The 25,512-nt window shown below is 60.0% G+C and carries 16 protein-coding genes and 2 pseudogenes; 13 read left to right on the top strand and 5 right to left on the bottom strand.

Annotated features, from left to right (window positions below; genetic code table 11):
- The 5 genes from A7D21_RS09565 (at position 1) to A7D21_RS09545 (ending at position 8,712) form a co-directional block, all read left to right on the top strand.
- The gene (locus tag A7D21_RS09565) at positions 1–3,693 is read left to right on the top strand and encodes a type VI secretion protein IcmF/TssM N-terminal domain-containing protein (RefSeq protein WP_171902601.1); all 3,693 of its coding nucleotides are present in this window, start codon (positions 1–3) and stop codon (positions 3,691–3,693) included.
- Positions 3,690–6,377, top strand: a complete 2,688-nt coding sequence (locus A7D21_RS09560; RefSeq protein ID WP_083272174.1) for an ATP-binding protein — start codon at positions 3,690–3,692, stop codon at positions 6,375–6,377. The genes A7D21_RS09565 and A7D21_RS09560 overlap by 4 nt, the downstream gene beginning before the upstream one ends.
- Before the next feature lie 23 nt (positions 6,378–6,400).
- Positions 6,401–7,045 carry a response regulator gene (locus A7D21_RS09555; protein WP_069551586.1) on the top strand — a complete coding sequence of 215 codons (645 nt, stop codon included), beginning with the start codon at positions 6,401–6,403 and terminating at the stop codon, positions 7,043–7,045.
- Positions 7,046–7,161: 116 nt separating this feature from the next.
- The gene (locus tag A7D21_RS09550; RefSeq protein WP_053256108.1) at positions 7,162–7,650 is read left to right on the top strand and encodes an Hcp family type VI secretion system effector; all 489 of its coding nucleotides are present in this window, start codon (positions 7,162–7,164) and stop codon (positions 7,648–7,650) included.
- A gap of 153 nt (positions 7,651–7,803) precedes the next feature.
- Entirely contained in the window at positions 7,804–8,712 is a 909-nt protein-coding gene (locus A7D21_RS09545) for a LysR family transcriptional regulator (protein ID WP_053256109.1), read from the top strand.
- Positions 8,713–8,751: 39 nt separating this feature from the next.
- Here the strand turns inward: A7D21_RS09545 and A7D21_RS09540 are convergent, their stop codons facing one another.
- Entirely contained in the window at positions 8,752–9,696 is a 945-nt protein-coding gene (locus A7D21_RS09540) for a cupin (RefSeq protein WP_053256110.1), read from the bottom strand.
- Between the two features lie 384 nt (positions 9,697–10,080).
- Here A7D21_RS09540 and A7D21_RS09535 point away from each other — a divergent pair, with 384 nt between their 5' ends.
- The 5 genes from A7D21_RS09535 (at position 10,081) to A7D21_RS09515 (ending at position 18,154) form a co-directional block, all read left to right on the top strand.
- Positions 10,081–11,664, top strand: coding sequence for an efflux transporter outer membrane subunit (locus A7D21_RS09535; protein ID WP_141718213.1), 1,584 nt, complete (start codon positions 10,081–10,083; stop codon positions 11,662–11,664).
- A gap of 104 nt (positions 11,665–11,768) precedes the next feature.
- Entirely contained in the window at positions 11,769–12,881 is a 1,113-nt protein-coding gene (locus A7D21_RS09530; RefSeq protein WP_171902604.1) for an efflux RND transporter periplasmic adaptor subunit, read from the top strand.
- A 9-nt stretch (positions 12,882–12,890) separates the two neighbouring features.
- A complete protein-coding gene (locus tag A7D21_RS09525) occupies positions 12,891–15,944 on the top strand; it encodes an efflux RND transporter permease subunit (RefSeq protein WP_053256112.1) in 3,054 nt (1,017 codons plus the stop codon).
- A 106-nt stretch (positions 15,945–16,050) separates the two neighbouring features.
- Positions 16,051–17,043 (top strand): hypothetical protein, encoded by a 993-nt coding sequence (locus A7D21_RS09520; RefSeq protein ID WP_069551585.1) that lies wholly within the window; start codon positions 16,051–16,053, stop codon positions 17,041–17,043.
- Positions 17,044–17,284: 241 nt separating this feature from the next.
- The gene (locus tag A7D21_RS09515) at positions 17,285–18,154 is read left to right on the top strand and encodes an oxaloacetate decarboxylase (protein WP_053256113.1); all 870 of its coding nucleotides are present in this window, start codon (positions 17,285–17,287) and stop codon (positions 18,152–18,154) included.
- A gap of 58 nt (positions 18,155–18,212) precedes the next feature.
- On the opposite strand, the gene A7D21_RS09510 is transcribed toward A7D21_RS09515, so the two are convergent.
- Complete coding sequence (locus A7D21_RS09510) at positions 18,213–18,422, bottom strand: hypothetical protein (protein WP_069551584.1); 210 nt, start codon at positions 18,420–18,422, stop codon at positions 18,213–18,215.
- Between the two features lie 754 nt (positions 18,423–19,176).
- On the opposite strand from A7D21_RS09510, the gene A7D21_RS09505 reads away from it, so the two are divergent.
- Positions 19,177–20,499, top strand: coding sequence for an OprD family porin (locus A7D21_RS09505; RefSeq protein ID WP_069551583.1), 1,323 nt, complete (start codon positions 19,177–19,179; stop codon positions 20,497–20,499).
- Positions 20,500–20,546: 47 nt separating this feature from the next.
- Here the strand turns inward: A7D21_RS09505 and A7D21_RS36590 are convergent.
- Together A7D21_RS36590 and A7D21_RS36585 are read right to left on the bottom strand one after the other, a co-directional pair.
- A pseudogene (locus tag A7D21_RS36590) lies at positions 20,547–21,023 on the bottom strand (methyl-accepting chemotaxis protein); the annotation flags it as partial.
- Between the two features lie 111 nt (positions 21,024–21,134).
- Positions 21,135–21,902, bottom strand: a pseudogene (locus A7D21_RS36585) (PAS domain-containing protein); the annotation flags it as partial.
- Between the two features lie 180 nt (positions 21,903–22,082).
- Between A7D21_RS36585 and A7D21_RS09495 the strand changes: the two are divergent.
- The gene (locus A7D21_RS09495; protein ID WP_053256117.1) at positions 22,083–22,463 is read left to right on the top strand and encodes a RidA family protein; all 381 of its coding nucleotides are present in this window, start codon (positions 22,083–22,085) and stop codon (positions 22,461–22,463) included.
- Positions 22,464–22,542: 79 nt separating this feature from the next.
- On the top strand, positions 22,543–24,522 hold the full coding sequence (locus A7D21_RS09490) for a U32 family peptidase (RefSeq protein WP_069551581.1): 1,980 nt from the start codon (positions 22,543–22,545) through the stop codon (positions 24,520–24,522).
- On the opposite strand, the gene A7D21_RS09485 is transcribed toward A7D21_RS09490, so the two are convergent.
- Positions 24,500–25,405 (bottom strand): DMT family transporter, encoded by a 906-nt coding sequence (locus A7D21_RS09485; RefSeq protein WP_053256119.1) that lies wholly within the window; start codon positions 25,403–25,405, stop codon positions 24,500–24,502. The genes A7D21_RS09490 and A7D21_RS09485 overlap by 23 nt on opposite strands.
- Positions 25,406–25,512: the final 107 nt, after the last annotated feature.

Here is a 25,512-nt window from a genome sequence, read left to right as displayed (position 1 = left end):
ATGAAAGCGCTTGTCGCCGTGTTCTGGATGGTTGCGCTGATTGTGCTCGGGTGTGTGTGCTGGGTCGTCACCGTGCTGTCGGGCTGGCCATTGTGGTGCATGCCACTGATGCTCCTCGCCGTGATGCTCGGCACCTGGTTGCTGTTGCGGGCGCTGCGGTACTGGCAAGGTTGGCGCCTGCGCCAGCGCCTGCAGCGTGACCTGCCTGGGCGCACCGAGCCGCTCGAGCCCGATGTCGATCAGTGCTGGAACACCGGTGTGCGTTTACTGCGCCAGTCCCGTTTGGGCCAGGCGGGCCACTTGGGCTCTGCACTCTATGCCCTGCCCTGGTTCATGCTGCTCGGTGATACCACCCGCGCCAACAGCACACTGTTGGCGCGTAGCGGCCTGGATACGCCGTTGCGTTCAGCACCGCATGCGGCGGGCAGCCCACCCAGCGACGTACTCAACTGGTGGTTTTTCGAGAATGCCGTGGTACTCGACCCTTCGCGCCGCTTGCTCGATTCTGCCAGTGCCTGGAAACGCCTGTTGTTGCGCCTGTTGCGTTCACGCCGACGCGAGCCGCTGAACGGCGTAATTCTGGAGATTGCGATTGAGTCTCTGCAAGACCAGAACAAGGCTCAGCTGACTGCGCTGGGGCAGAACCTGCGCCGCCAACTGGACGATCTGGTGAAGGTATTCGGCGCGCGCCTGCCGGTGTATCTGGTCCTGACCGGCGCTGAACGCATTGAGGGCATGCCGCAATGGGCTGCCAGCCTTACTCAGCATCAGCGCCAGCAGGCGCTCGGCCTGCTGGTCGATGGCAGCGATGCAGACGCTCGTGTATTTCTGGACAAGGTACTGGGTGAGATCGGTCGTCGCCTCTTCGAACTGCGGGTCGACCTGGGGCAACGGCGGCTGCCCAATGCCCAGGCGCTGCATTTTCCCGAGCGCGTCGCCGCGCTGCGCCCGGCATTGGAACAGCTGTTGTTACCCGCCTTTGCCAGCAACCCTTACTGCGCGCCTCCGTTGTTGTCCGGCCTGTTTTTGACCGCCCAGGGGGTTGAGGACGATGGCAGCACGGTCGGCTGGTTCAGCCATGAACTGTTCGACCGTGTGCTGCCTTCACAACGCTTCGCGTACCGCGCGATCGACGGTTGGCGGCACTGGCGCCGCTTGTCCGCGCATGCCGCGGTGGTGCTGTGGCTGGTCGGTTGCGGCGCCTTTGCCGGCCTGCTGATCTACTCCAGCAATCATGTCAGTCACGAGCTGGCCCTGATCGCGCAAACATGGCCGCCGACCAGCACGTTGGATAAAGGCCTGGAACACGATCTACACAGGTTTGACCAGTACCATCAGTTTATTGAGAACCTTGAGCATGAGGTGACGCCGAGCTGGAAGCGCTGGCTGCCGTTCCACAACCGGGTCAATCAACTGATTCAGTTCGACCGTGATGGTTACGTGGCCAGCTTCGACAAAAACCTGCAGCGCCCCTTGTTCATGAGGCTGCTGCCGGATCAGTTACAGGCCATTGCCACCAGCAACGACGACACCTTGATCGCCAGCTACACGGAGCTGTTGGTTCGGCGCATCAACCTGATCAATGCGCGCCTCGCCGGTGGTTCCCTGAATGCGCTGCCCGGCCCTGGCGAAGAGCTGCTACCGCTGCTGCGGCGGTTTTTGCCGGATCAGGTGCCGAGTGCCACGCGGGTGCAATCCTTGAGCGGCAGCTTCAAGGCTTACCTGCATTGGCAAACCGACGAGCGAGCCCTGGTGGAGGATCGCGCTAACGCGCTGCGCCAGCTGAATGGCCTGGGCCTTGCCAATCGATCATTGTCCTGGTTGGAAGCCTGGGCTGACCAACAGCCGCAATTGCCCACGCTTCGCTACTCTGACTACTCGCAACTGCCCAAAGACGCCGACGCCGCGCTGCCCCGCGCATTTACGGTCGAAGGCCGCAGCGCGATTCTGGGGTTCATTGATGAGCTGATCGCTGCGACCGGTAATCAGGCATTATGGAAAAATCAACGTGAGCATTTTCTTGTGCAGTACCAGAATGACACGCAGGATGCCTGGTACCGCTTTATCGAAGGTTACCTTTCGATGGATCAAGCCCGGATGACCAGCCAAGCTCAATGGCGCGACGCGCTCAGTACCGTCGGTACCGCACGTGCGCCTTACCGGCAACTGTTGCAACGCACCGCCGAACGTTTCGCCTTGATTCCGGCGGCCAACCGTCGGCCGTGGGCGCAACTGAGCGTGCGCATGAACCGCCTGTTTGAACTGGCGCAAGAAACCCCCGCCGCGGATAACGGCAGCCTGCTCGGGCACCTGCGCATCGCCAATGAACTGGGCGGCAACGCAATCAAGGATGTCGCCAGCAGCGGTTCAGTCACCCAGGGCGTGGATGCCGTGAACACTGATATGAGGCAGGCAAAGGTGCTCAGCCAGTTCAATCAAACATTGCAGGCGGTAGCCACTGACCTGCGCAAGAGCGATGCACAGGCGTTCCAGGTCGCCCTCGACAATTGGGGGTTCGGCAACGACCCGACGATCAAGTCCGCAGCCCTGTGGGATGCTCAAGACCTGCGCGACGGGTTGCGCCAGCAACTGACGCAAGGTGACGCGCGCGAGTCGCTCGTGTGGACACTGGCCGCCGGAGGCCTGGATGTCGAGATGGCCTATGCCGGCCAGATTGCCGCCAGCCAATTGCAGCAAGCGTGGAACAGCCAGGTATTGGGCGCTGTAGAAGGCGTGCACGACCCGGTGTTGTTGAATGACGCACTCTATGGCGAGCGCGGCCAGCTCCCACGGTTTCTCAATGGTCCCATCAAGACCTTCATCCAGCAGGATGCGCAGGGCTTTAAACCGGTTATTGCATTGGGCCAGAAAGTGCCGTTGAGCAGTGCCTTTCTCGCCTACCTTGGCCGCATGCAACATACTCAGTCGGACCTCGCAGCCGCCACGCGGCAAACCGCGGCGCAACATGCTGTACGCCAGGCGCAACGGCAAAATCTGCAAACAGCTGAAAAAGCCTTGCAGGCACAGCAGGCGGTGTTGCAGCCGCAACTCAACCTGCCCAGCCTTGCCTCGGTGGTCAGCATTCAGGCCACACCGCTGTCGATCAACCTGGGCGCCAGGCAATTACCGCAGCAAACCCGACTGACGTTGCAATGCAGCAACCATTCAACCGTCCTGGACAACTTCAATTTCCCCACCAGCGCGCCCTTCACCTGGACGCCGGGCGCGTGCGGCGATGTCAGCCTGCAGGTCCGTTTTGCGCACTACACGCTGACTAAACGCTGGCCCGGCGAGCATGGCTTCATCGATTTCCTGCAGGCGTTTGCCAGTGGCCAACGCACCCTGACCCAGGACGACTTTCCCGACCAGCGTGACCTGATGGCCAGCGATAACATTACCCAACTGACACTCACCTATCGGTATACCGGGGCGGAGACCTTGCTACACACCGACCAACAGGCACAGGCTGCCGACAGCCAGTCCAAGGCGATCAATGAGCAATTGAAAACCATCAGTGATCAACTGACCGCCATGGATACCCAGGACGCCGCTAACGCAGTGGGTGAAGCCGCGCAAGGCAGCGTTGCCGAACGGCGTTTGGCCGCGCAGGCCCCCCCGGCACAGATTGCCTATGGCTGGTCGGGCATGCCGTCCTCGGTAGCGTCGGCCGATACCAAAAGCCCACCTGAATGAGAAAACTATGGCGCCGGTCACTGGCTTTACGCATTACCTGCGTGCTGGTCGTGGTTCTGGCCGGCAGTTGGTGTGTTGCAACCGGGCTCAGCGCGTGGCGCGTCTACCATCAACTGGAGCGCGAGTCGCTGCAGGAGCTCAGCCAGCGCGTGGAGTTGATCACTCGCGTCGATAACGATGATTTGCAGGAAAGCGCCGATGGCGCCCGCCGGTTATTGCGACTGTGGCGCAGCCCGGCGACCGAAGAACTCGATATACCGACGCCGCGCAGCACCCTGTGCTGGCTGCCGGACCCGGGCGCCGCGCCGTCGACCCAGTTACCCCGTGCCGCGGTGGCTGCCGAAGCCTATGGCGCAGCGGGTCAGTCGATGATTGTGGACACGTTTTTCTACTTCCCGGGTATCGGCGCGGCCTTTTCCACCGGCCCCTACCCCGTCAAGGGCTTTACTGCCAGCCGTGCTGAGTACCTGCGGGACTTGAGCAAGCGCCTGCCGGATGCAAAGGCCGACATAGTCTGGGACGGGCCGGTCTATGACCCCCATACCGGGCAGCAATTGATTACCGTGGCCGCCATCGGGCGCGACAAGGACGGCAAGGTGGAAGTCATCACCGGCTATGACCTGCAGCTCAACGATCGTTTCGCGCGCATGTCGCAGTTACTGCGCGGCTACAACGGTTACATCATCGACCACACCGGATTGCCGATTGCCACGCTGCCCGGAGGGGCGCCCAAAGAGTACCGTTACCTGACGACGCCGTTGCCAGGCCTGGATATGAAAGGCACCTTTCCCCAGCAACTGAAGCTCAACCATGGCACGGCGGTGGTCGCGCGCCTGGATGTGCTGGACTGGTACCTGGTGTCGCTTTACCCGCGAGCGCGCCTGCAGGCCAACACCTTGCAACTGATCATGAAGGAAGCGCCGTTTGCGTTGATCGGGTTGGTGCTGCTGACCCTGGGCCTGCTCACCGTACTGCGCCAACAACTCGCGCGCCCGTTGGCCGGTTTTGCCCAGGCCATCGAAGAAACCCGCCACTCCGATGACCTGACTCGCCGCCTGCCGGTGGTTCACGACGATGAGCTGGGGCGCTTTGCCCGAGCCTATAACGACCTGCTCGACACCCTTCACACCGAGCGTCTGGGGCTTGAAAACCAGGTGCAGACACGCACCTGCGAGCTGCGCGAGGCTTTGCAGAGCGCCGACCGGGCCAATCTGCTCCGGGGCGAGTTCCTCGCGAACATGAGCCACGAGATCCGTACGCCGCTCAATGCGATCATCGGCATGAGCCATTTGCTCGCCGACACATCATTGGACCCGCCACAGCTGCGCTTCGTGGGGTCTATCCGAGATAACGGCGATGTGTTGCTGGCACTGATCAACGACATTCTCGACCTGTCAAAAATCGAGTCGGGCAATCTCATCGTCGAACACACCGCGTTCGACGTGGTGGCCTTGGTGACCGAGGCGATCAACGTGTTGGTGCCGAGTGCGCAAGAGAAGCGGCTGCGCCTGACAGTGCAGGTGGCCAGCGACGTGCCGGTGGGCGTCAAGGGTGACCCTTTGCGCTTACGGCAGATATTGCTCAATTTGCTTGGCAATGCCATCAAGTTCACCCCGGGGGGCTCAGTGCGCCTACTGGTGTGGAAGGGGCCGGGGATTACCTTGGGTTTTAGCGTCGAAGACACCGGCATTGGTATTGCCGAGGACAAACAGGCACAGATTTTCGATGCGTTTCGCCAGGCCGATGCCTCCACCACCCGTGAATACGGCGGCACCGGGTTGGGCCTTTCCATCAGCCACCGCCTGGCGCAACTCATGGGGGGCGAGCTTGGGGTCAAAAGCACGCCCGGCAATGGTTCGACGTTTACCCTGGTGCTGCCCTTCCCGCCCCTGGCGCCGGATGAAGTGATCGTACCGCCGGTACGCGAGGAGATGGACACACTGCTTGGCCAAGCCTACCAACTCAACGTTCTGGTGGTAGATGACGTCGCGACCAACCGTGAAATCGCCTGCCTGTACCTTGAACGGTTTGGCCACCGTTTCCAGTGCGCAAGCAATGGCGAACAAGCCTTGCAACTGATGAGCAAAGTGATCTTCGACGTGGTCCTGATGGACAGTCAAATGCCGGTGATGGGCGGGCTGGAAACCATCGGCAAGTTGCGTTCGGGGGCGAACGGGGTGCTCGACGACGAGGTCTGGGTCATCGCCCTGACAGCGAGCGCCATGGAAGGTGATCGCGAAGGTTTCCTGCGCCAGGGCGCCAATGCCTACCTGGCCAAACCGGTGCTGCCCGGGCAGTTGTTCCGCGCATTGGAAACCGCGATTGCCTGGCAACTCAAGCGCGGCATGGAACCTGCGCCGATGCCCGCCGGTGCAATTGGCGCGTTACCGGGACAGACCACTGAGCCGCCAGCCGTATCGCCGCTCAAGGCACCGCGCCTGCGCGAGCTGTTTCGGGTCGACACGCAACACTTGCTGGGTGCGCTGCGCGAGGCGTACGACGTGGCGGATTACACTGAGCTGGCGCAACTGGCACACACCCTCAGAGGCACCTGCGGGCAATTCGGTGAACGGGAACTGGAGCTCCTCGGCCGTCAGCTTGAACACAGTGCAGAACAACAAAAACAGGCTGACTGCGAAGCCGCATTACGCAGTCTTGAGACCGCGTGCGCGCGGCTCTTTTGATACCCCCTCATACAGGATGACCTATGGCTGACTATCGGATTGTGCTGGTAGATGACCACCCACTGATGCGTGAGGGGTTGCGTGCGCTGCTTCTCGACGCACCTGGAATCCTAGTGGTCGGCGAAGCCGAGAACGGGCGCCAGGCGCTGGATGTGTGCCGCGCCCTGGCGCCTGACTTGCTGCTGCTGGACCTGAACATGCCGGTGATGGATGGCCTTTCTGCCCTGCCGCTGATACGCCAGCGCTGGCCGGGTATCCGTGTGCTGACCCTCACTGCTCGTCTTAGTGAACAAAACGCCGCCCTGGCGCTGGATGCCGGCGCGGACGGTTACGTCCTCAAAAGCAGTACCAGTGAGGTGCTCAGGACGGCAATAGCCACGTTGCTCGCGGGCAAGCCATTCCTGGATGCCGACTTGAACCCCGACCAGGTCGCCGCGCTGCGTGCAAATGCCAGCGCACAGTCGGGCATCACGCTGACCGATCGCGAGCGCCAGATCCTCAAGCTGGTGGCTGAAGGCGCGCGCAACCGCGATGTCGCCGAACTGTTATGCATCAGCTTGAAAACGGTTGAAACCCACCGCTTGAACCTGATGAAAAAACTCGACGCGCACAACGCCGCGGACCTGACCCAATGGGCGTTCAAACTGGGCGTGTGCGCCCAAGAATGATTCAGGTATTCACCGGAGGGTCGCGGTTGCCCGCGCTCAGTAATCTGACTCCATCGCGAAGCGGTTTGAAGGCCATCGCGTACGTTCACCTTACTCAATGAACTGGAGTGCTCGTTATGCCCATGCCCTGCTATCTCACGCTGGAAGGCCAGAACCAAGGCAAAATCGAAGGTTCGACCAAAGTCCAGGGCCACGAAGGAAAGATCCTCCTGCAGGCCGTAGACCACACCATCGAAATCCCGAAAAACCCGCAAACCGGGCTTCCTACAGGCAAGCGCGTGCATGGCGCAATGACCCTGACCAAGGAAATCGACAAGGCTTCGCCCAAGCTCTACCAGGCCTTGACGTCCGGTGAGCAAATGAAAACCGTGTCCTTGGAGTTCTATCGCATTTCGCCCAAGGGCACCGAGGAGAAGTACTACACAGCGAAGCTTGAAAATGCGGTGCTGGTGTCGATGAAGTCATGGACGCCGAACTGCCTGGACCCGAACAACAAGCAAATGGGGCACATGGAAGACCTGGCGTTCACCTACGAGAAAATCACCTGGACCTACGAGCCAGATGGTATTGAAGCCGAAGATTCGTGGCTGGCGCCGAAGGTGTAAGACCGCAATCAAGGCTGCAGGGGCTTATCGCCCTGTAGCCTTGGTCGTGTTTGCAGCGACCATTTTCAGTGTGGCCATGGGGTTAAATGGTCGCGCGTGACAAGAGCCGGTAACCTGAGCGCCTCTTCCTCATCCTCAATAGCGAGGCGGCACTTGGATTATTTCACTGCGCTAACCGCTTTCGTCGAAGCCGCTGAAGGCAATAACTTCTCGCGTGCCGCCGAGCGGCTCGGCATCAAGGCCTCAACGGTTTCACGCTACGTGAAGGATCTTGAGCAGGATCTGGGCATCGCCCTGTTCAACCGGTCCACACGCATGCTGCACCTGACGGAAGGCGGCCAGACATTTCTGATGCACGCGCGCAGAGTGCTGGATGAACTTGAACAAGCCAAAGCGGCCACCTCGGCACTGAACCAGGAACCCAGAGGGTTACTTAAACTCAACTTGCCGCCCGCATTTGCCCGCCACCATATCCTTCCGGTCGTTAACCTGTTTCTGGCCCGCTACCCGCAGATCAAACTGGAGCTTGTGCTGGATGACGAGCAGGTCAACCTGATCCATTCAGGCGTGGACCTTGCCATACGCATTGGTGCCCTTGCCGACTCGACGCTCAAAGCCCGCAAGATCTGCGACGGCAAGTACAGGCTGGTGGCAAGCCCGGCTTTTTGCAGGGAGCACCCGGTTCCGGCAACGCCGGCAGACCTCGCCGGCCTGCCGGCGATTGTGAGTACGCATGCCGCCGGGCACTTTGCGTTTGCCCGCGCCAACGAGGTGTTGCCACTGGTGCATAACGCCTGTGTGCGGATCAATGATCTGGATGCTCAGTTAATCGCCGCGCGCCAAGGGCTGGGCTTTGCGTTGCTGCCTGACTGGCTGGTGGCCAAGAGTCTTGAAGCGGGTGAACTGCAAGCCTGGCTCGATCCATGGGAGATCCGTGGCGCGGAGCACGCGTATGCGGTGTGGTTCGTCTACCCGCCGAAGCGAATCGTGTCGTCCAAGGTAAGGTGTTTCATCGACTTTATCGTCGAGCAGTTGGGTGATACACCCTACTGGAAAGGCTAAAACCGCCCGGCAACAAGGCCAGGGCGGCGCCGTTATCGACTATTGGCTGAACCGGATGTCCAGCGCGCGTAAATAGGTTTGCAGCCCGGCGTCCTGGATCGGGATCAGGAACGCTTCCTGGTCGGACTCGTTAAAGTGCGCGTGCCAGTAACCCGGTGGCGTCACAAACGCCAGGCCAGGCGCCCAATCGACGCGCACCGGATGGCGGATCTGGCCATCGGTATCCAGCTCAGTGCCGACCAGTGAGTAGCACCCCTTGGGGCAGTCGATGATGAAGTCGAGCGCAATCGACTGGTGCCGGTGCGGCTTTTGAATCGAGCCCGCCGGCAGAATGCCGTACATTGCCCAGAGCACATGGGTCACCGTGCGGGTCTGTGGGAAGTTGCGATTACCCAGCAAGATACTGATACGGCTGCGATCCTGGGCATGCGGATCATCTGCCGCTTCACGCAGTTTCTGGTTGGCCAGTGCTGCAGGGTACAGCGTTGGCACGAAACGGTCGGTGCTGCGCGTCACCCCCAGATAGCGCAGCAGCGGCTCATCGTGCACGTAGTACAGTCGCGCATCCTGTGATGCGCTGAAACGCGCTTCCCGCATGCCAGGCAACGCGATAAAACAGCCGGCTGACCATTCGATGGCGTGCTCGCCCTGCACGACACGGCCCTCCCCGGCAATCACATAAAACACTTGCGACGTCGCGTTGGGGTGCAAGGTCAGTGCGTCGCCGGCGTTCAGGCGCATGAAATTGGCACACAGCCCCGGCCCGGTGGCCGGGCCTGCGCAGCCCAGTGCATCGCTGAGGTCGAGCGGTACCACCCGCGAGGGGCCGCTGTCGTAGAGCGATGCCGGGAAATTGTGGTACGGAATTCGGCTGATCAGATTGGCGCTGATGGGGTTGGCTGCCTTGCTGTATTCAAAGTACTCGGCGTCCACCAAGTGGCTCGGCAAGGCGTGGGCGTGGTCAGGCTTGAATTCGCGATTCATGATGTTCACCTCAATCTTCGGCTGGATTGCACAGCGCCTCGCAAGGCGTTGCGACGGTGCTCGAACTATAGTGATCGCGCGCCAGGCGATTAAGCCCTCACGCCGCACAGCAGTTATGCGCAATGGGGCAGTCAACCGACACTCGCAGGATAGGCGCAACCCTCACCCATCATCGCCCGTTGAAGACTGCGTCTATTGGCGGTTACTCGATTCTTGAATTAACGTTCAACCCACCTGCCCCGCGTGCCTTGAACCGCGTCACGCCAAGCCGGCCGGCCTGATGCACCTGCACTCATTGCTGAACCCAAAAAGCAGTTAACCAACTGATCAATCAGAGTGACTATGAAAGAGCAGCCTCGGCAGCTTGCATCGGGACCGCACCCAGTGGCGCCAGCCTGTGCGCTTTTTCGACCCTCGCACCTTCTGGCCTCGTTCAGCCTGCTGTGCGTTGCCCTCGCCGGCTGCACCGTCGGGCCTGATTTCACACGGCCCGACGTGGCGGCGAATGCCGACTACTCGCGGGAAACACTCACCACCACCGCCCAGGCCGACATTGACGTCGGTGGCGCGGCGCAGCGGCTGATTGCCGGGATGGATATTCCCGGGCAATGGTGGACGCTGTTCCATTCACCGGCGTTGAACGCCCTGGTCGAAGAGGCCTTACGGGCCAACCCTGATGTGAGCGCCGCACAAGCAGCGTTGCGCCAGGCCAACGAGCTGGTCTACGCCGACCAGGCGTCGCTGTTTCCCTCGGTGAGCGGCAACGTGCGGAAAGCCCGCGAGAAAGTCTCCGGGGCCACGTCTGGCCTCGCCGAATCGCCGATTCTCACGGTGAGCTCCGCGTCGCTGAGCGTTTCCTACGCCCCGGACGTATTCGGCGGCACCCGTCGGCAAATTGAGTCGACCACAGCGCAAGCCGAGTACCAACGCTTCCAACTGGAGGCGACGTACCTCACGTTGACCGCCAATGTGGTCAATACCGCCATCAGCCTGGCGTCTGTGCGGGATCAAGTCGCCGCCAGCGAAGAAATCATCCGCCTCCAGAGCGGCCAACTGGATGTGCTGCAGGCGCAGCGCCGACTGGGCGCCATCGGGGATGCCGACGTGCTCACTCAGCAAACGGCATTGGCGCAAACCCGCGCCACCTTGCCGCCGCTGCAAAAACAATTGGCGCAAACGCGCAACCAGCTGATGGCTTACCTCGGCCGTTTTCCAAACCAGGATCGGGACGAGCGCTTCAACCTGGCGTCTCTGCAACTCCCGCAAGCACTGCCGCTCAGCTTGCCGTCAGCCATCGTTGGCCAGCGGCCGGATGTGCGTTCTGCACAAGCTCAACTGCATCAAGCCAGTGCCAACATTGGCGTGGCCGTCGCCAACCAGTTGCCGCAGTTCAGCATCACCGGGTCTTTGGGGTCTACGGTGACCAGCGGCACCCAGCTGTTTTCAGCCGGCTCCGGCGTCTGGAGCCTCGCCGGTTCGATCACCCAACCGCTATTTGATGCCGGCGCACTTGAACATCGCAAACGTGCCGCCGTGGCGGCCTATGACGAATCCGCGGCGCGCTATCGCGGCACAGTGATTACCGCGTTCCAGGATGTCGCCAACGCGCTCCGGGCGCTGCAGGCTGACGCCGATGCGCTCAACCAGCAGGTGGCGGCGGAACGCTCCGCACAGGCCAACCTCGAGTTGGTACAGGCGCAGTTTCGCCTCGGCGCGGTGGCTTACATCAACCTGCTGACCGCCCAACAAACCTACCAGAACACCGCGCTGGCGCGCGTCAAGGCGCAGGCCGCGCGGTACAGCGACACCACGGCGCTGTTCCAGGCATTGGGGGGTGGCTGGTGGAACCGCGCGGATGTGGACCCCGCCACCCAGGGCCGTGCGGATCGTTTCGGCCTGCCGTCATGGCAAGAAATCATGCCGACCAAGAGCAAGGCGGCGCCTGCCGATGCGGCGCGGCTCAACTGAGTTGAATCACTGAAACAGCGAGAAACCCCATGGCTGAAGTCAACACTGCCGCTGCCCCACCGCCCCAGCCCGGCAGCCCACGCAAGCGGCGACTGTGGCGGCCAATGCTGATCATGATCGGGGTGGTCGTGGTGATAGTCGCGATCATTGCCGGGGTGAAATTCGTGCAGATTTCAGCGCTGATTGCCCAGTCCAAAGTGCCCTTGCCCGCCGCGGTGGTGACGGCCATGCAGGTGCCCTTCAGCGATTGGCAACCGAGTGTCACCGCCGTCGGCTCGATGAAAGCCGTACGCGGGGTGGATGTGACCACCGAAGTCGGCGGCATTGTGCGGACCATCGGCTTCAAACCCGGACAAGGCGTCGAGGCCCAGGCACTGCTCGTGCAGTTGAATGCCGACGCCGACATCGCGCAACTTCACTCGCTTGAAGCCACGGCCGACCTGGCCGTGATCGTGCTCAAGCGCGACAAGGCGCAACTGGCGGTAAACGCGGTGTCCCAAGCCCAGGTTGATACCGACACTGCCGACTTGAAGGCCAAGCTCGCCGCCGCCGAACAGCAACGCGCGCTGGTGGCGAAAAAAACCATCCGCGCACCGTTTGCCGGGCGCATCGGGATTACCAGCGTCAACCCCGGCCAGTACCTTAACCCCGGCGACAAAATCGCGACGCTGCAGACCTTTGACCCGATTTACATTGATTTCACGGTGCCGCAAACCCAACTGGAGGCTATTGCCATCGGCCAAGCGGTGTCGGTGACCGCCGATGGCCTGTCCAACCAGACCTTCACCGGCAAGATCAGCACCATCGATACCCAGTTCGATTCAACCACACGCAACGTGACGGTCGAAGCTACGGTCGAGAACCCCAAACAAACCCTGGTGCCCGGCATGTTTGCCCGCGCAGTGGTCAACGCGGGGACCACCCAGCGCTACCTCACCGTGCCCCAAACGTCGGTCACCTATAACCCTTACGGCACCACGGTGTTCATCGCCACGTCGAGCAAGAATGACCAGGGCGAAACGGTACTCACCGCGCAGCAAACCTTCATCAAGACCGGGCCGACCCGTGGTGATCAGGTGGCCATTCTGTCCGGCGTGAAAGAAGGCGATCTGCTGATCACCAGTGGCCAGATGAAGCTCAAAAACGGTTCGGCAGTGAAGGTCGATAACAGCACCGCACCGCTGAACGACCCGGCGCCGACGCCCCAAGAACATTAAAGGTGCCCCATGAAACTTACCGATACCTTTATTCAGCGACCGGTCTGGGCCGTGGTTGTGTCGCTGTTTATCTTGATCCTGGGGCTGCGCTCGATCTTCGAATTGCCCGTGAACCAATGGCCACGTACCGAAAATACCGTGGTCACCATCACCACGGCCTACTACGGTGCAGACGCGTCCACGGTCGCAGGCTTCATTACCCAGCCGCTCGAGTCGGCGATTGCCCAGGCCCAGGGCATTGACTACCTGTCCTCGTCGAGCATCACCGGGGTCTCGACCATCACCGCCACGCTGCGGCTCAACTACGACGCGAGCAAGGCCCTTACCGAGATCAATACCCAGGTCAACTCGGTCAAGAACCAACTGCCGGCCCAGGCCCAGGAGCCGGTGCTCACGATCGCCGTCGGGCAGACCACAGACGCCATGTACCTGGGCTTCTACAGCGACACGCTGGCCACCAATAACATCACCGATTACCTGGTGCGGGTGGTCAAACCCAAGCTGGATTCGATCCAGGGCGTGCAAACCGCAGAGATCCTCGGCGGGCGCCAGTTCGCCCTGCGCGCCTGGTTGGACCCGGACAAACTGGCGGCGCATAACGTGACGGCGCAGGACGTGGCCACCGCGCTGGCCAACAACAACTACCTGTCTGCCGTCGGTTCGACCCGGGGGCAAACCGTGACGGTGGACCTGACGGCCGGGACCGATTTGCACAGCGTGGATGAGTTCAAACGGCTGGTGATCAAGCAGAAAGGCGACGCGCTGGTGTACCTGGAAGATGTCGCCACCGTCACCCTCGGCGCCGAAAGCTATGACAGCAGCGTGGCGTTTTCCGGCAAGCGTTCCGTGTTCATCGGCATCAAGGTGGCGCCCACCGCGAACATCCTGACCGTCGCCGACAGCGTGCGCGAGGCCTTCCCCGAACTGCAGTCGCAACTGCCTACCGGGGTACGCGGCGACATCGTGTATGACTCCACCGCGTTCATCAACACCTCGATCTACGAGGTGGTCAAGACCCTGGTTGAGGCGATGATTATTGTCTCGGTGGTCATTTACCTGTTCCTCGGCTCGTTCCGCGCGGTGGTGGTGCCACTGGTGGCGATACCGCTGTCGCTGGTCGGCACATTCTTTGTGATGTACCTGCTGGGGTATTCCATCAACCTGTTGACCCTGCTCGCGTTGGTATTGGCGATTGGCCTGGTGGTCGACGATGCAATTATTGTGGTGGAAAACGTCGACCGTCATATCAAGGAAGAAGGCAAAGGCGTGCTCGAGGCGGCGCTGTTGGCGGCGCGGGAACTGGGCGGCCCGATCATTGCGATGACGGTGGTGTTGATTGCTGCGTATGTGCCTATCGGGCTGCGCAGTGGGCTCACCGGGGCACTGTTCAAGGAGTTCTGTTTCTCCTTGGCGGGCGCGGTGACCGTGTCGGCCGTGGTCGCGTTGACCCTCTCACCGATGATGACCTCGAAGCTGTTCAAGACCGGGCAGGAAGAAGGCCGTTTCGCACGCCGGCTCGACCACTACTTTGATTGGCTGCGCGGGCGTTACCACCGTGTGCTGTCAGGCGGCCTGGACATCTGGCCGGTGCTGGTGACGTTTGGTTTTGTGCTGTTCCTGCTGGTCGCCGCCAGCGGCATGACGGCCAAAAGCGAGCTGTCCCCCACCGAAGACCAGGGGCTGGTCTTCATGCAGATCAAAGGCCCGCCGACGGCCTCGCCACAACAAATGGAACGGATTGCCGACCAGGCTTTCCAGATCGCCAACAAAGAGCCGGAATACGCGCAAATGTTCCAGCTGACCGGCCTGCCGGCACTGAACCAGGGCCTGGGTGGCGTGTTGCTCAAGACCTGGGGAGATCGCACGCGCTCCCAGGCTCAACTGATCCTGGATCTGCAGCAAAAATGGAATCAGGTGCCCGGCGCCACGATCGCGGCGTTTCCGCTGCCGTCACTGCCAGGCGCCCAAGGGCTGCCGGTGCAATTTGTGATCACCACCACCGACTCGGTGGAAAACCTCAACGAAGTCGCACAGGCAGTCATGGCCGAGGCGCAAAAACAACAGCTGTTCTGGTTTTCCGACATGGATTTGAAGCTGGACAAGCCACAAGCCAAGCTGGTGGTGGACCGCGAGAAAATTGCCGCGCTGGGCATGACCCAAGCCGACGTGGGTGCCGCCTTGTCTGCCGCACTGGGTGGCAACTACGTCAACTACTTCTCCACCGCCGGGCGCTCTTACAAGGTCATCCCCCAGGTGTTGCAGGTCGACCGCCTCAACCCCGAGCAAATTCTCGATTACTCCATTCGTACCCCCGCAGGCGCCATGATCCAGGCACGTACGGTGGCGCATATCGAGACGTCGACACAGCCGGAATCGATCAACCACTTTCAGCAACTCAACTCGGCCACGCTCTCGGGCGTCAGCGGCGTGGCCCAAGGCGAGCTGCTGGCCAAGCTGAACACGATCCTGACCCAGGTTGCGCCCTCGGGTTACACCTCCGACTTCTCGGGTGAATCGCGCCAATTCATCCAGGAGTCCGGCGGGTTCGTCGGCCTGCTGCTGTTCTCGATTCTGATCGTCTACCTGGCCCTGGCCTTCCAGTTCGAGAGTTTCCGTGACCCGGTGGTGATTCTGTTCTCGGTGCCGCCGGCCCTGTTTGGCGCGCTGGCCTTTATCACCATGGGCTACGCCTCTATCAACGTGTACACCCAGGTTGGCCTGGTGACGCTGCTGGGGTTGATCACCAAGCACGGGATTCTGATCGTGCAGTTCGCCAACGAGTTGCAGCGCGCAGGCCGCAGCAAGCGTGAGGCGATTGAAGAAGCGGCCGCAGTGCGCCTGCGCCCGATCCTGATGACCACCGCCGCCATGGTGCTGGGCGTGGTGCCACTGGTTTGGGCCTCCGGTGCCGGGGCGGCCGGGCGGCATGATATGGGCCTGGTGATCTTCGCCGGGCTGTCGATCGGCACGCTGTTGACGTTGTTCATGGTGCCGGCGATGTACCTGTTTATTGGCGCGACGCACCATCACGAGGCAGGCACGGCGCAGCAGGCGTATGGGTGATGCTGCTTATATCGAAAGCGCCCATAGAACGTTATGCTTCTCCACCATCCAAGCGTTGATTAGATGGGTTGCCGCACCCAACATACAAGTTAAGGACTGACTTCGCATGACCGACTTTGAAAAATGGAAATTTAACACCCAACATTATTTCTTTAGATTATTGGTTCGGAAAGGACTGAATTTTGCGGAAGAAGAAATTCAATCGAGAGTGGATGACTCTAAGCCAGGTCTGAAAGTTATCTGGGATAGATTCAAAGCCAGAGCCATCCTGAAAAAGCTCCAAGGTCTCTCTGATCGCTGTGAACTTAACTCTGAGGGCGAACGGAGGGCCTTAGCCCTACTGGATGAAACAGGGAAAGTTACTAAAGGAATTTCAATCGTCAGCCATGTGCCTGATTTTCTAGCGTGGCTTTCAGACAAGTATGTACCTCAATTCCCCGAAATTGTAATTGCCGAGATTAAGCGTGTGGCAACCAAATGGGCACATGAGTTCTTTGATTCAAAAGGGAAAATCAGCATTGACGTGATGATTCGAGAAATGGATATTGCCTCAAGAAATGTTGTTGCGCCCATTGTTAAGAAAGGGTATATGGCCTGGAGGGTGCACGAGCAAAATATAGACGTCTCCTTGATCACCCAACAAATAGAAGCTTTATACCAACGCTCCGGGGCCGTTACTTTGACGCGACCTCCCGGAACACGTTTATGGCACGTAGGCGCTATTGATCATTCATTGAAAATTAGTTTCGGGAGGCCGCTGTGGACTACTGACTCAATACTGAAAACCCATAGTTATGTGGGGCAAACCTTACAAAACGGGCAGCCTGGGTACCGTCTTCGTTTAAGACTGATATCGTCCGTCACGCTAGCTGACTTCAACGGTGTTTTACTCGGATCACTCTCATCCCACGTGAACAACGATCACCGTATTCTTGCGTATTGCCTTAAGGAATGGGCTGCTGGAAAATTTGATGGCCTGCAAGGCACTAACGGAGGGCCAGATGAAGTGGTTTTATTCGCGCCTGAGACACAGGCCGAGGTCGTGAAAATTAATGGGATCAGCACCATATTCACGCCAGCAAAAAAATTCAATATCTGACTGAGTCGAATATTCTGCAGCGGGCGGTTAACGGCGTTTATACACCCACGCGTATCCAGTTAGAGCGGCATCATAACAGGCCATGACTTACCACTCGCGCCAAGCGTGAACCACCAAACCATGTGTTTGGCGCCTACCCCATGCTCAAACGTCATAATCCCCGGTTCGCCTGCATGGTAATCTGGCATCACCATGAATAGACATTGATCGTCACTCGACGATGACAGAGCCAGGAAAGAACATGCCGAAGATTTCTCACTCAGCGTTGCGCCGCAACTTCCGTGAATTGCTTGCAAAAAAAATATGCGTTGAAACCGCCTCGGTTTTCGACCCCATGTCCGCCCGTATCGCGGCAGACCTGGGGTTTGAGGTCGGTATCCTGGGTGGCTCAGTCGCGTCTTTGCAGGTACTGGCGGCACCGGATTTTGCATTGATCACGCTGAGTGAGTTCGTCGAGCAGGCCACCCGGATTGGCCGTGTCGCCCAACTGCCTTTCATCGCTGACGCCGACCACGGTTACGGCAATGCCCTGAACGTGATGCGCACCGTCGAGGAGCTTGAGCGTGCCGGGGTGGCCGCCCTGACCATTGAAGACACGCTGTTGCCTGCCCAGTTTGGCCGTAAATCCACCGACCTGATTTCTGTCGAGGAAGGCATCGGCAAGGTCAAGGCAGCCCTGGAGGCGCGTGTCGATCCGCAGCTGTCGATCATCGCGCGCACCAACGCAGGTGTATTGCCGACCGAAGATGTCATCGCCCGCACCAAGGCCTATGAACATGCCGGTGCTGACGGCATTTGCATGGTCGGCGTCAAAGACTTCGAACACCTTGAACAGATCGCAGAAAACCTCACCGTGCCACTGATGCTGGTGACCTACGGCAATCCGAAGCTCAATGACAGCGAGCGCCTGGCCAGCCTGGGCGTGCGCATTGTGGTGGCCGGCCACGGCGCCTACTTCGCCTCGATCAAGGCGACTTACGACAGCCTGCGCGCCCAGCGCAAGATGACCAGCAGCACCTCGAACCTCAGCGCGACTGAACTGACGCATACCTACACGCTGCCGGAGAGCTACGTGGCGTGGGCTGCTGAGTTCATGGACGTTAAAGAGTAAGCGTCGCGACGGTGCTGATTGAAACAATCAGCACCGCGTTCCTCTGGCGAGCGCAGCTTCAATCGGGTTTCCAGCGCCCTCCCCTATTATTGCCGGTGCCGATATAGCCGCCACGGCCATCAGACTTATACCCACGCTTGCGGTACTCGCCGGTGCCCTCATAGCCGCCTTGCCCATCGGAACGCCAGCTGGGGCCCGAGCCATCCGGGGCAAACCCGCGACCATTGTTGTAGCCGATGCCTTTGAGGCCACCGTCATCGGCCGGCAATTCAAGAGGCCTCTGGTCCTTGTTAAGAGGAGTGCATGCGCCATGATAGGGCATGTATTTTTCGCGGCAAGCGGCGAGAACACCCACGCCGCCACTTCGACGGTGTGGCTGGCAAAGTCCATCTGCAGTCAGTAATGGGTGTTGGGATTACCCACGTCAACGTCGCCATTTTTCGCCATGATGATGGCCTCGAGTGGCGGCGGCGTGACGCCGAAACCCTTGCGCTAATCCGTGAGCCCTGTGTACCAATCCGCTTGCTGTTTGTTACGCGCACTGTCGGCGTTGATCGCGTAGCTGTCGCCTGGCTGTGACGTAAGCGAGAGGATTATTGGCGCGTCGGTGCAACAGTCTAGATAAAAACGACTAATTGTGACGCGCAGAGTTATATCGCCACTAGTGAATGGCCATTTCCGAGTTTAAACAGTGAGCTAAGTTTAGTTGACCATATCTAAAAAATCCGCCGCAGAGCCTGCGGCGGCAAACCAAAGGTTTTGTCGAAGCAGAGCGGCTAAGACCCTATCAACGCTACACCTGTGGCGGATTAAAAGAGGTGAAGTTTAATTAATCGAGTTTAATCAACGGCCGCGCTGCAGGTGGCAAAAAATATGATAAAAATCAGTCTCGACAAACACGTCGAGCACAATAAAAACAGCCTGTCGCTCACCTGAAAACATCTGCCCATTCCAGCTTAAGTTCCGTCCAAAAAAATGCGGTGTTTCTGTGCACGCGTTAATTATTCCGGGGAAGTAACAACATGATCAAACAGTGGAGCCTGTTAACGTTGGCGGTGTGTGCCAGCGTCAGCCAACTGGCCTTCGCCGAGTCCGTCACCGACCAGGCAGATTCCAAAGGCTTTATCGAGGGCAGCAGCATGACCGGCCTGTTGCGCAACTATTACTTCGACCGCGATCGCCAAAGCGGCAAGGCCGACAACCGCGACTGGACCCAGGGCGCGATGCTCAATTACGCCTCGGGCTTTACCCAGGGCACTATTGGGTTTGGCATGGATGCCTACGCTTACGGCGCGATGAAGCTCGACGCCACCCACGCAGATGCCGGCACCGGTGAGCTGCCCACCGACCGAAATGGCGACCCTGCCAATGGCTACGGTTCGGTGGGCGCTGCGGTGAAGATCAAGGTCTCCAAGACTCAGCTGAAATTCGGTGATATGCAGCCCACCGCGCCGGTCTTCGCCACTGGCGGCACACGAATTTTGCCGCAGACGGCCACCGGCTTTGACCTGACCAGCAGCGAAATCGCCGGCCTGGACCTGGAAGCCGGGCATTTCACCAGCACCAACAGCGGCATGACCAGCAACCATGACCACGATATCTATGCGACCTACGCCAACGTGGCCGCCAACAGTGCCAGTTTCATCGGCGGCAAATACACCTTCACACCGTCTTTGAGCGCGACCGTGTATGCCGGCGAGCTGGAAGATATCTGGCGCCAGTACTACACCAACCTCAATTACGTGCTGCCATTGGCGCATGACCAGTCGCTGGCACTGGACGGCAACCTGTACCGCACCCTCGACACCGGCAGCGCCAAGGCCGGGGCAATCAACAACACCACCTACTCGGTGGCGGCGGCCTATTCGTTCCTGGCCGCGCACACTGTGACGTTGTCGTTCCAGAAAGTGCATGGCGACACCCCGTTCGACTACATCGGCACCGGCGACAACGGCGCAGGCGAAGGCGGCGACTCGGTCTTGCTGGCCAACTCGGTGCAATGGGGCGACTTCAACGGCCCGGGGGAACAATCCTGGGGCGTGCGGTATGACCTGAACATGGCCAGTTATGGCGTGCCGGGCCTGAGCTTCATGACCCGCTACATCAACGGCTCGGACATCAATGGCACCCACACCCCGGCCAACAGCGCCTATGCCGGCGACTACGGCGCGGATGGCGACCACCACGAAACCGATGTAGAGGCCAAATACGTGCTGCAGAGCGGCCCGGCGAAAAACCTGTCGCTGCGCGTGCGTGACGCCATGGTCTCTTCAAATGCCGATCAGCGCGACGGCAAGTTGAATGAGCTGAGGGTGATCGTCGACTATCCGTTCACGCTTTTGTAAGGCAGTCAGTGCGCCGACCGGCTGTTGTGCCGGCCGGCGCTCCGCCGTTATCCCACCCAGCCGACCGCGGTTTTCGGAATCACCTCAGACTCATCCAACTTTGAAGCAAACATGCTCACGGCTTGTACGGCATCGCTGGTGCTGGTGCGGATCTGCAGAATCACCGAGCCCGCCTGGTCAGCCAGGCTCACGCCACGCTGCGCGCCTTCCTGAGTGGCATTCATGCTGGCAACGGCATCACGGGTTTCCGACAGGATCATGCTGATCATCTCGGCAATCTCTGCTGTTGAACCGCTGGTCCGCCCTGCCAGTTGCCGTACCTCATCGGCCACCACCGCGAAGCCACGGCCCTGATCACCTGCCCGCGCCGCCTCGATGGCAGCGTTGAGCGCGAGCAGATTGGTCTGGTCAGCGATGCCACGGATGGTATTGACGATGGCGGTAATTTGTTCGGAGCGATCGCCCAGTTGGCCCACCAGCCGCGCGGAGACGCCGATGTTGTCGGCAATCCGGCGCATTTCACTGGCGGTTTCTTGAATCACCTGTGTGCCATGCTCGGCGAATCGCTCGGTTTCGGATGAAATATGGTAAGCCCGTGAAGCGCCGCGCGAATCTTCCTCGAACTTTTCCACGCGCTCGGTAATGTCGCTGGCAAACTTGACGATCTTGATCAAAGTGCCATCGCCGTCATACACCGGGTTGTAACTGGCTTCCAGCCAGACGACGCGACCGTGCTTGCCCAGACGCTTGAATTGCCCGGTAAAGAATTCGCCATTGTTAAGGCGGCGCCAGAAGTCGGTGTATTCATTGCTGTTGATCAACTCGGGCTCGCAAAACATGCGGTGGTGTTTGCCTTTGAGTTCGGCGAGCGAATACCCCATCACGTTGAGGAAGTTTTCATTGGCGTCCAGGATTTGCCCTTTCAAGTCAAACTCGATGACCGCCATCGCTCGGTCCAGCGCGACCAGTTTGCTGTGGGTGGCCGCCTCCTGTTCGACTTTGCGGGTAACGTCCAGGGCGTACTTGACCACTTTAAGGACCTGGCCACGCTCATCCAGCACCGGGTTGTAACTGGCCTCCAGCCACACGACCCGGCCGTCACGGGTTACGCGCTTGAACGTACCTGAGACGAATTTTCCCGCCTTGAGGTCGTTCCATAACGCCGCATAGGCCGGGCTGCTGGTCAGCGCAGGCAAGCAGAAATCACGATGAGCCTTGCCGACCAATTGCTCGGCGCTATAGCCCAGGGTGTTCATAAAGTTTTCGTTGGCGCGCAGCACTTTTCCATTGGTGTCGAATTCGACCACCGCCATAGAGCGCTCGAGTGCAGTAATCAGTCCTTTATACTCGACAACTTCGGCCGTCCTGGCCGTCAGTTCTGTTTTGAGTGTTTTATTGAACATGACCTACCCTCGTTTGTGCGCAGAATCTGGGCTGCTTCATTGCACTATCGACTTGGGCACAGGCAACTTTATAGCCGAAAAATAATTATTAATTGACGCCAATTCTCTGCTGTCTTTGCGCCGATTTGCAGTGACCCTGTGTTTAAATTGACGGCCCTTTTTACCTGCCAGGAAACCATCATGGCCAACCACGACCTGACCTACACCCCCGACCCGGATGCCGATTCCATTTCCTCCGACGTCATCGGCTTCAACGGCATTCTGGTCTCCACACAGATCCCGACCCACGCCGACGGCAGCCTGGAACTGGGTGATATCACCCTGCAAAGCGAATGCACGTTGCAAGCCTTGAAAGTGGCGCTCGAAAAGGCCGGCAGTTCGATGGATCGGGTCATGCACCTGACCATCTACCTCACCGACATGGCTGATCGGGCTGCATTCAACGAAGTCTATAAGCGATTTTTTGCCAAGCCCTGGCCTGTTCGCGCGGCCGTCGGCGTAGCGGCCCTGGCCGTTGAAGGCATGCGGGTGGAAGTCACCGCGATGGCCGCCAAGGCCTGACAGCCCTGCGGTAGATGCCGGTCAGGCATTTCACAGCTACAATGCGCGCCTCAACCGTGACAAGCCTGACTAAAAAACTATGTCCTTGCCCAAGCATCACCTGGAATTGCTCAGCCCTGCCCGCGATGTCGCCATCGCGCGCGAGGCCATCTTGCATGGCGCCGACGCCATCTACATCGGCGGCCCAAGCTTCGGCGCCCGCCACAATGCGTGTAACGAGGTGAGCGATATCGCTCAACTGGTCGAATTCGCCCGCCGTTACCACGCTCGCGTGTTCACCACCATCAACACCATCCTGCATGACAACGAGCTGGAACCTGCGCGCAAGCTGATCCATCAGCTGTACGACGCCGGTGTCGATGCGCTGATCGTGCAAGACCTGGGCGTGATGGAGCTGGATATTCCGCCGATTGAGCTGCACGCCAGCACCCAGACCGACATCCGCACCCTGGGCCGCGCCAAGTTTCTCGACCAGGCCGGTTTCTCGCAGTTGGTATTGGCCCGTGAGCTGAACCTGCAGGAAATCCGCGCGATCGCCGATGAAACCGATGCAGCCATCGAGTTCTTTATCCACGGCGCCTTGTGCGTGGCGTTCTCCGGGCAGTGCAACATTTCCCACGCGCAGAATGGCCGCAGTGCCAACCGTGGCGACTGCTCCCAGGCCTGCCGCCTGCCGTACACCTTGAAAGATGACCAGGGCCGCGTCGTGGCCTTTGAAAAGCACCTGCTGTCGATGAAAGACAATAACCAGAGCGCCAACCTGCGCGCACTGGTCGAAGCCGGTGTGCGTTCGTTCAAGATCGAAGGCCGCTACAAGGACATGGGTTATGTGAAGAACATCACCGCCTATTACCGCCAGCGTCTCGACGACATCCTCGAAGACCGCCCGGACCTGGCCCGCGCGTCCAGCGGCCGCACCGCGCATTTCTTCCTGCCAGACCCGGAAAAAACCTTCCACCGTGGCAGCACCGACTACTTCGTCAGTGATCGCAAGATCGACATCGGCGCTTTCGACACCCCGACGTTCACCGGTTTGCCGGTGGGCATGGTGGAAAAAGCCGGCAAGCGCGACCTGCAGGTGGTCACCCATGAGCCGCTGTCCAACGGCGACGGCCTGAATGTGCTGATCAAGCGCGAAGTCGTGGGTTTCCGCGCCAACATCGCAGAAGCCAAAGGCGAGTTCGAGGAAGACGGCGAGAAACGCTACCGTTACCGCGTCGAGCCGAACGAGATGCCGGCCGGGCTGCACCAACTGCGCCCGAATCACCCGCTGAACCGCAACCTGGACCATAACTGGCAACAGGCGCTGCTCAAGACCTCGGCCGAGCGCCGTATCGGTCTGTCGTGGGTGGCACGCCTGCGAGAAGATCAGCTGGAAGTCACCGCCACCAGCGAAGAAGGCATCCGCGCCAGCGTCACCCTGCCCGGCCCGTTTGGCGTGGCCAACAAGCCGGAACAAGCGCTGGAGACACTGCGCGATTTGCTCGGCCAACTCGGCACCACCGAGTACCACGCCACGCACATCGAGCTGGATGCGCCACAGGCGTTCTTCATCCCCAACTCGCAACTCAAGGCATTGCGCCGCGAAGTGATCGAAGCGCTGACGGCCGCACGCGTTGCAGCGCACCCACGAGGTGGGCGCAAGGCCGAGACCACGCCGCCGCCGGTGTACCCGGAAGCGCACCTGTCATTCCTGGCCAACGTCTACAACCAGAAGGCCCGCGACTTCTACCACCGTCACGGCGTGAAGCTGATCGACGCTGCCTTTGAAGCCCACGAAGAAACCGGCGAAGTGCCGGTGATGATCACCAAGCATTGCCTGCGGTTCTCGTTCAACCTGTGCCCTAAACAGGCCAAGGGTGTGACGGGCGTGAAGACCAAAGTCGCGCCGATGCAGTTGATCCACGGCGACGAAGTGCTGACCTTGAAATTCGACTGCAAGCCGTGCGAGATGCACGTGGTGGGCAAGATCAAGGGGCATATCCTTGGCTTACCGCTGCCGGGCAGCGGCGTGGGCCATTTCGACCCGGAAAGTATCATCTTTCAGGGCACGCACTAGCCCTTGGGGAGCGGGGCCACCACCAGCCCCGCTGCAACCCCGCTGCCGCGAACAGAATCGCAACAACCCCCAGCCATTGCAGCCAACCCAGGCGATGCCCAAAGGCAAGCCAGTCGACAAAAATCGCCGCAATAGGGTAGATAAACGACAGCGCCCCGGTAATCGCGGTCGGCAGTTTCTGGATCGCCCCGTACAGCAACACATACATCAGGCCGGTGTGCACAACGCCCAGCGTAACCAGTGCAGCCCAGGCATTTGTGGTAGCGGGCAAACTGTTCCAAGGCACCAGCGGCGCCAACAGCAATGCGCCGGTGATCACTTGAATCAACGCCATCAAGTGCGGCGGCACTTCCTTCAAGCGCTTGATGATCAGCGCCGCAATCGCATATAAGAACGCCGCGCCCAGGGCCAACGCGATACCCGCCAGATAATCCCCGCCACCGCGTTGCTGCTCGCCATGGGCGGTGACAATCGCCAACATGCCCAGGAATGCCACGCTCAACCACGCGAGTTTCTGCACGGTGATCTTTTCGCCAAGCAATACCGCCGCCAGCATCACCAGCATGAACGGCTGCACGTTATACACCGCGGTACTGATGGCGATGGACGCGCGCGAATAGGATTCGAACAACAGCAACCAGTTGCCGACAATGGCCACGCCGCTGAGCATAGCCAGGCCAAGCTTGGCCCAGGTGAGCAGGTTCAGTCGCAGGTAACCCAGCAACGCACAGACCAGCAACAAGGTCAGCGCGCCTATCACGCAGCGCCAGAACACCACTTCGATCACCGAGACGCCCGACACCAGCACAAACCAGCCGATGCTGCCCGAAATCAGCATGGCGGCAACCATTTCCCACGACCCGCGACGGATAGATGTGTCCACGATAGAGGCTCCTCAAGTGAGGCTCAATTATGGCAATCTGCGTGTCAGCCGCTCCAGCGACTAAGAAAGGCAAAACGCCGCAATCACCTTTTCTTATTAGGCACATC

Source organism: Pseudomonas sp. AP19, from assembly GCF_001728855.1.
GTDB lineage: Bacteria > Pseudomonadota > Gammaproteobacteria > Pseudomonadales > Pseudomonadaceae > Aquipseudomonas > Aquipseudomonas fluorescens.
The sequence above is the reverse complement of the archived record's forward strand: the minus strand, read 5'-3'. Positions and strand labels throughout refer to the sequence as shown.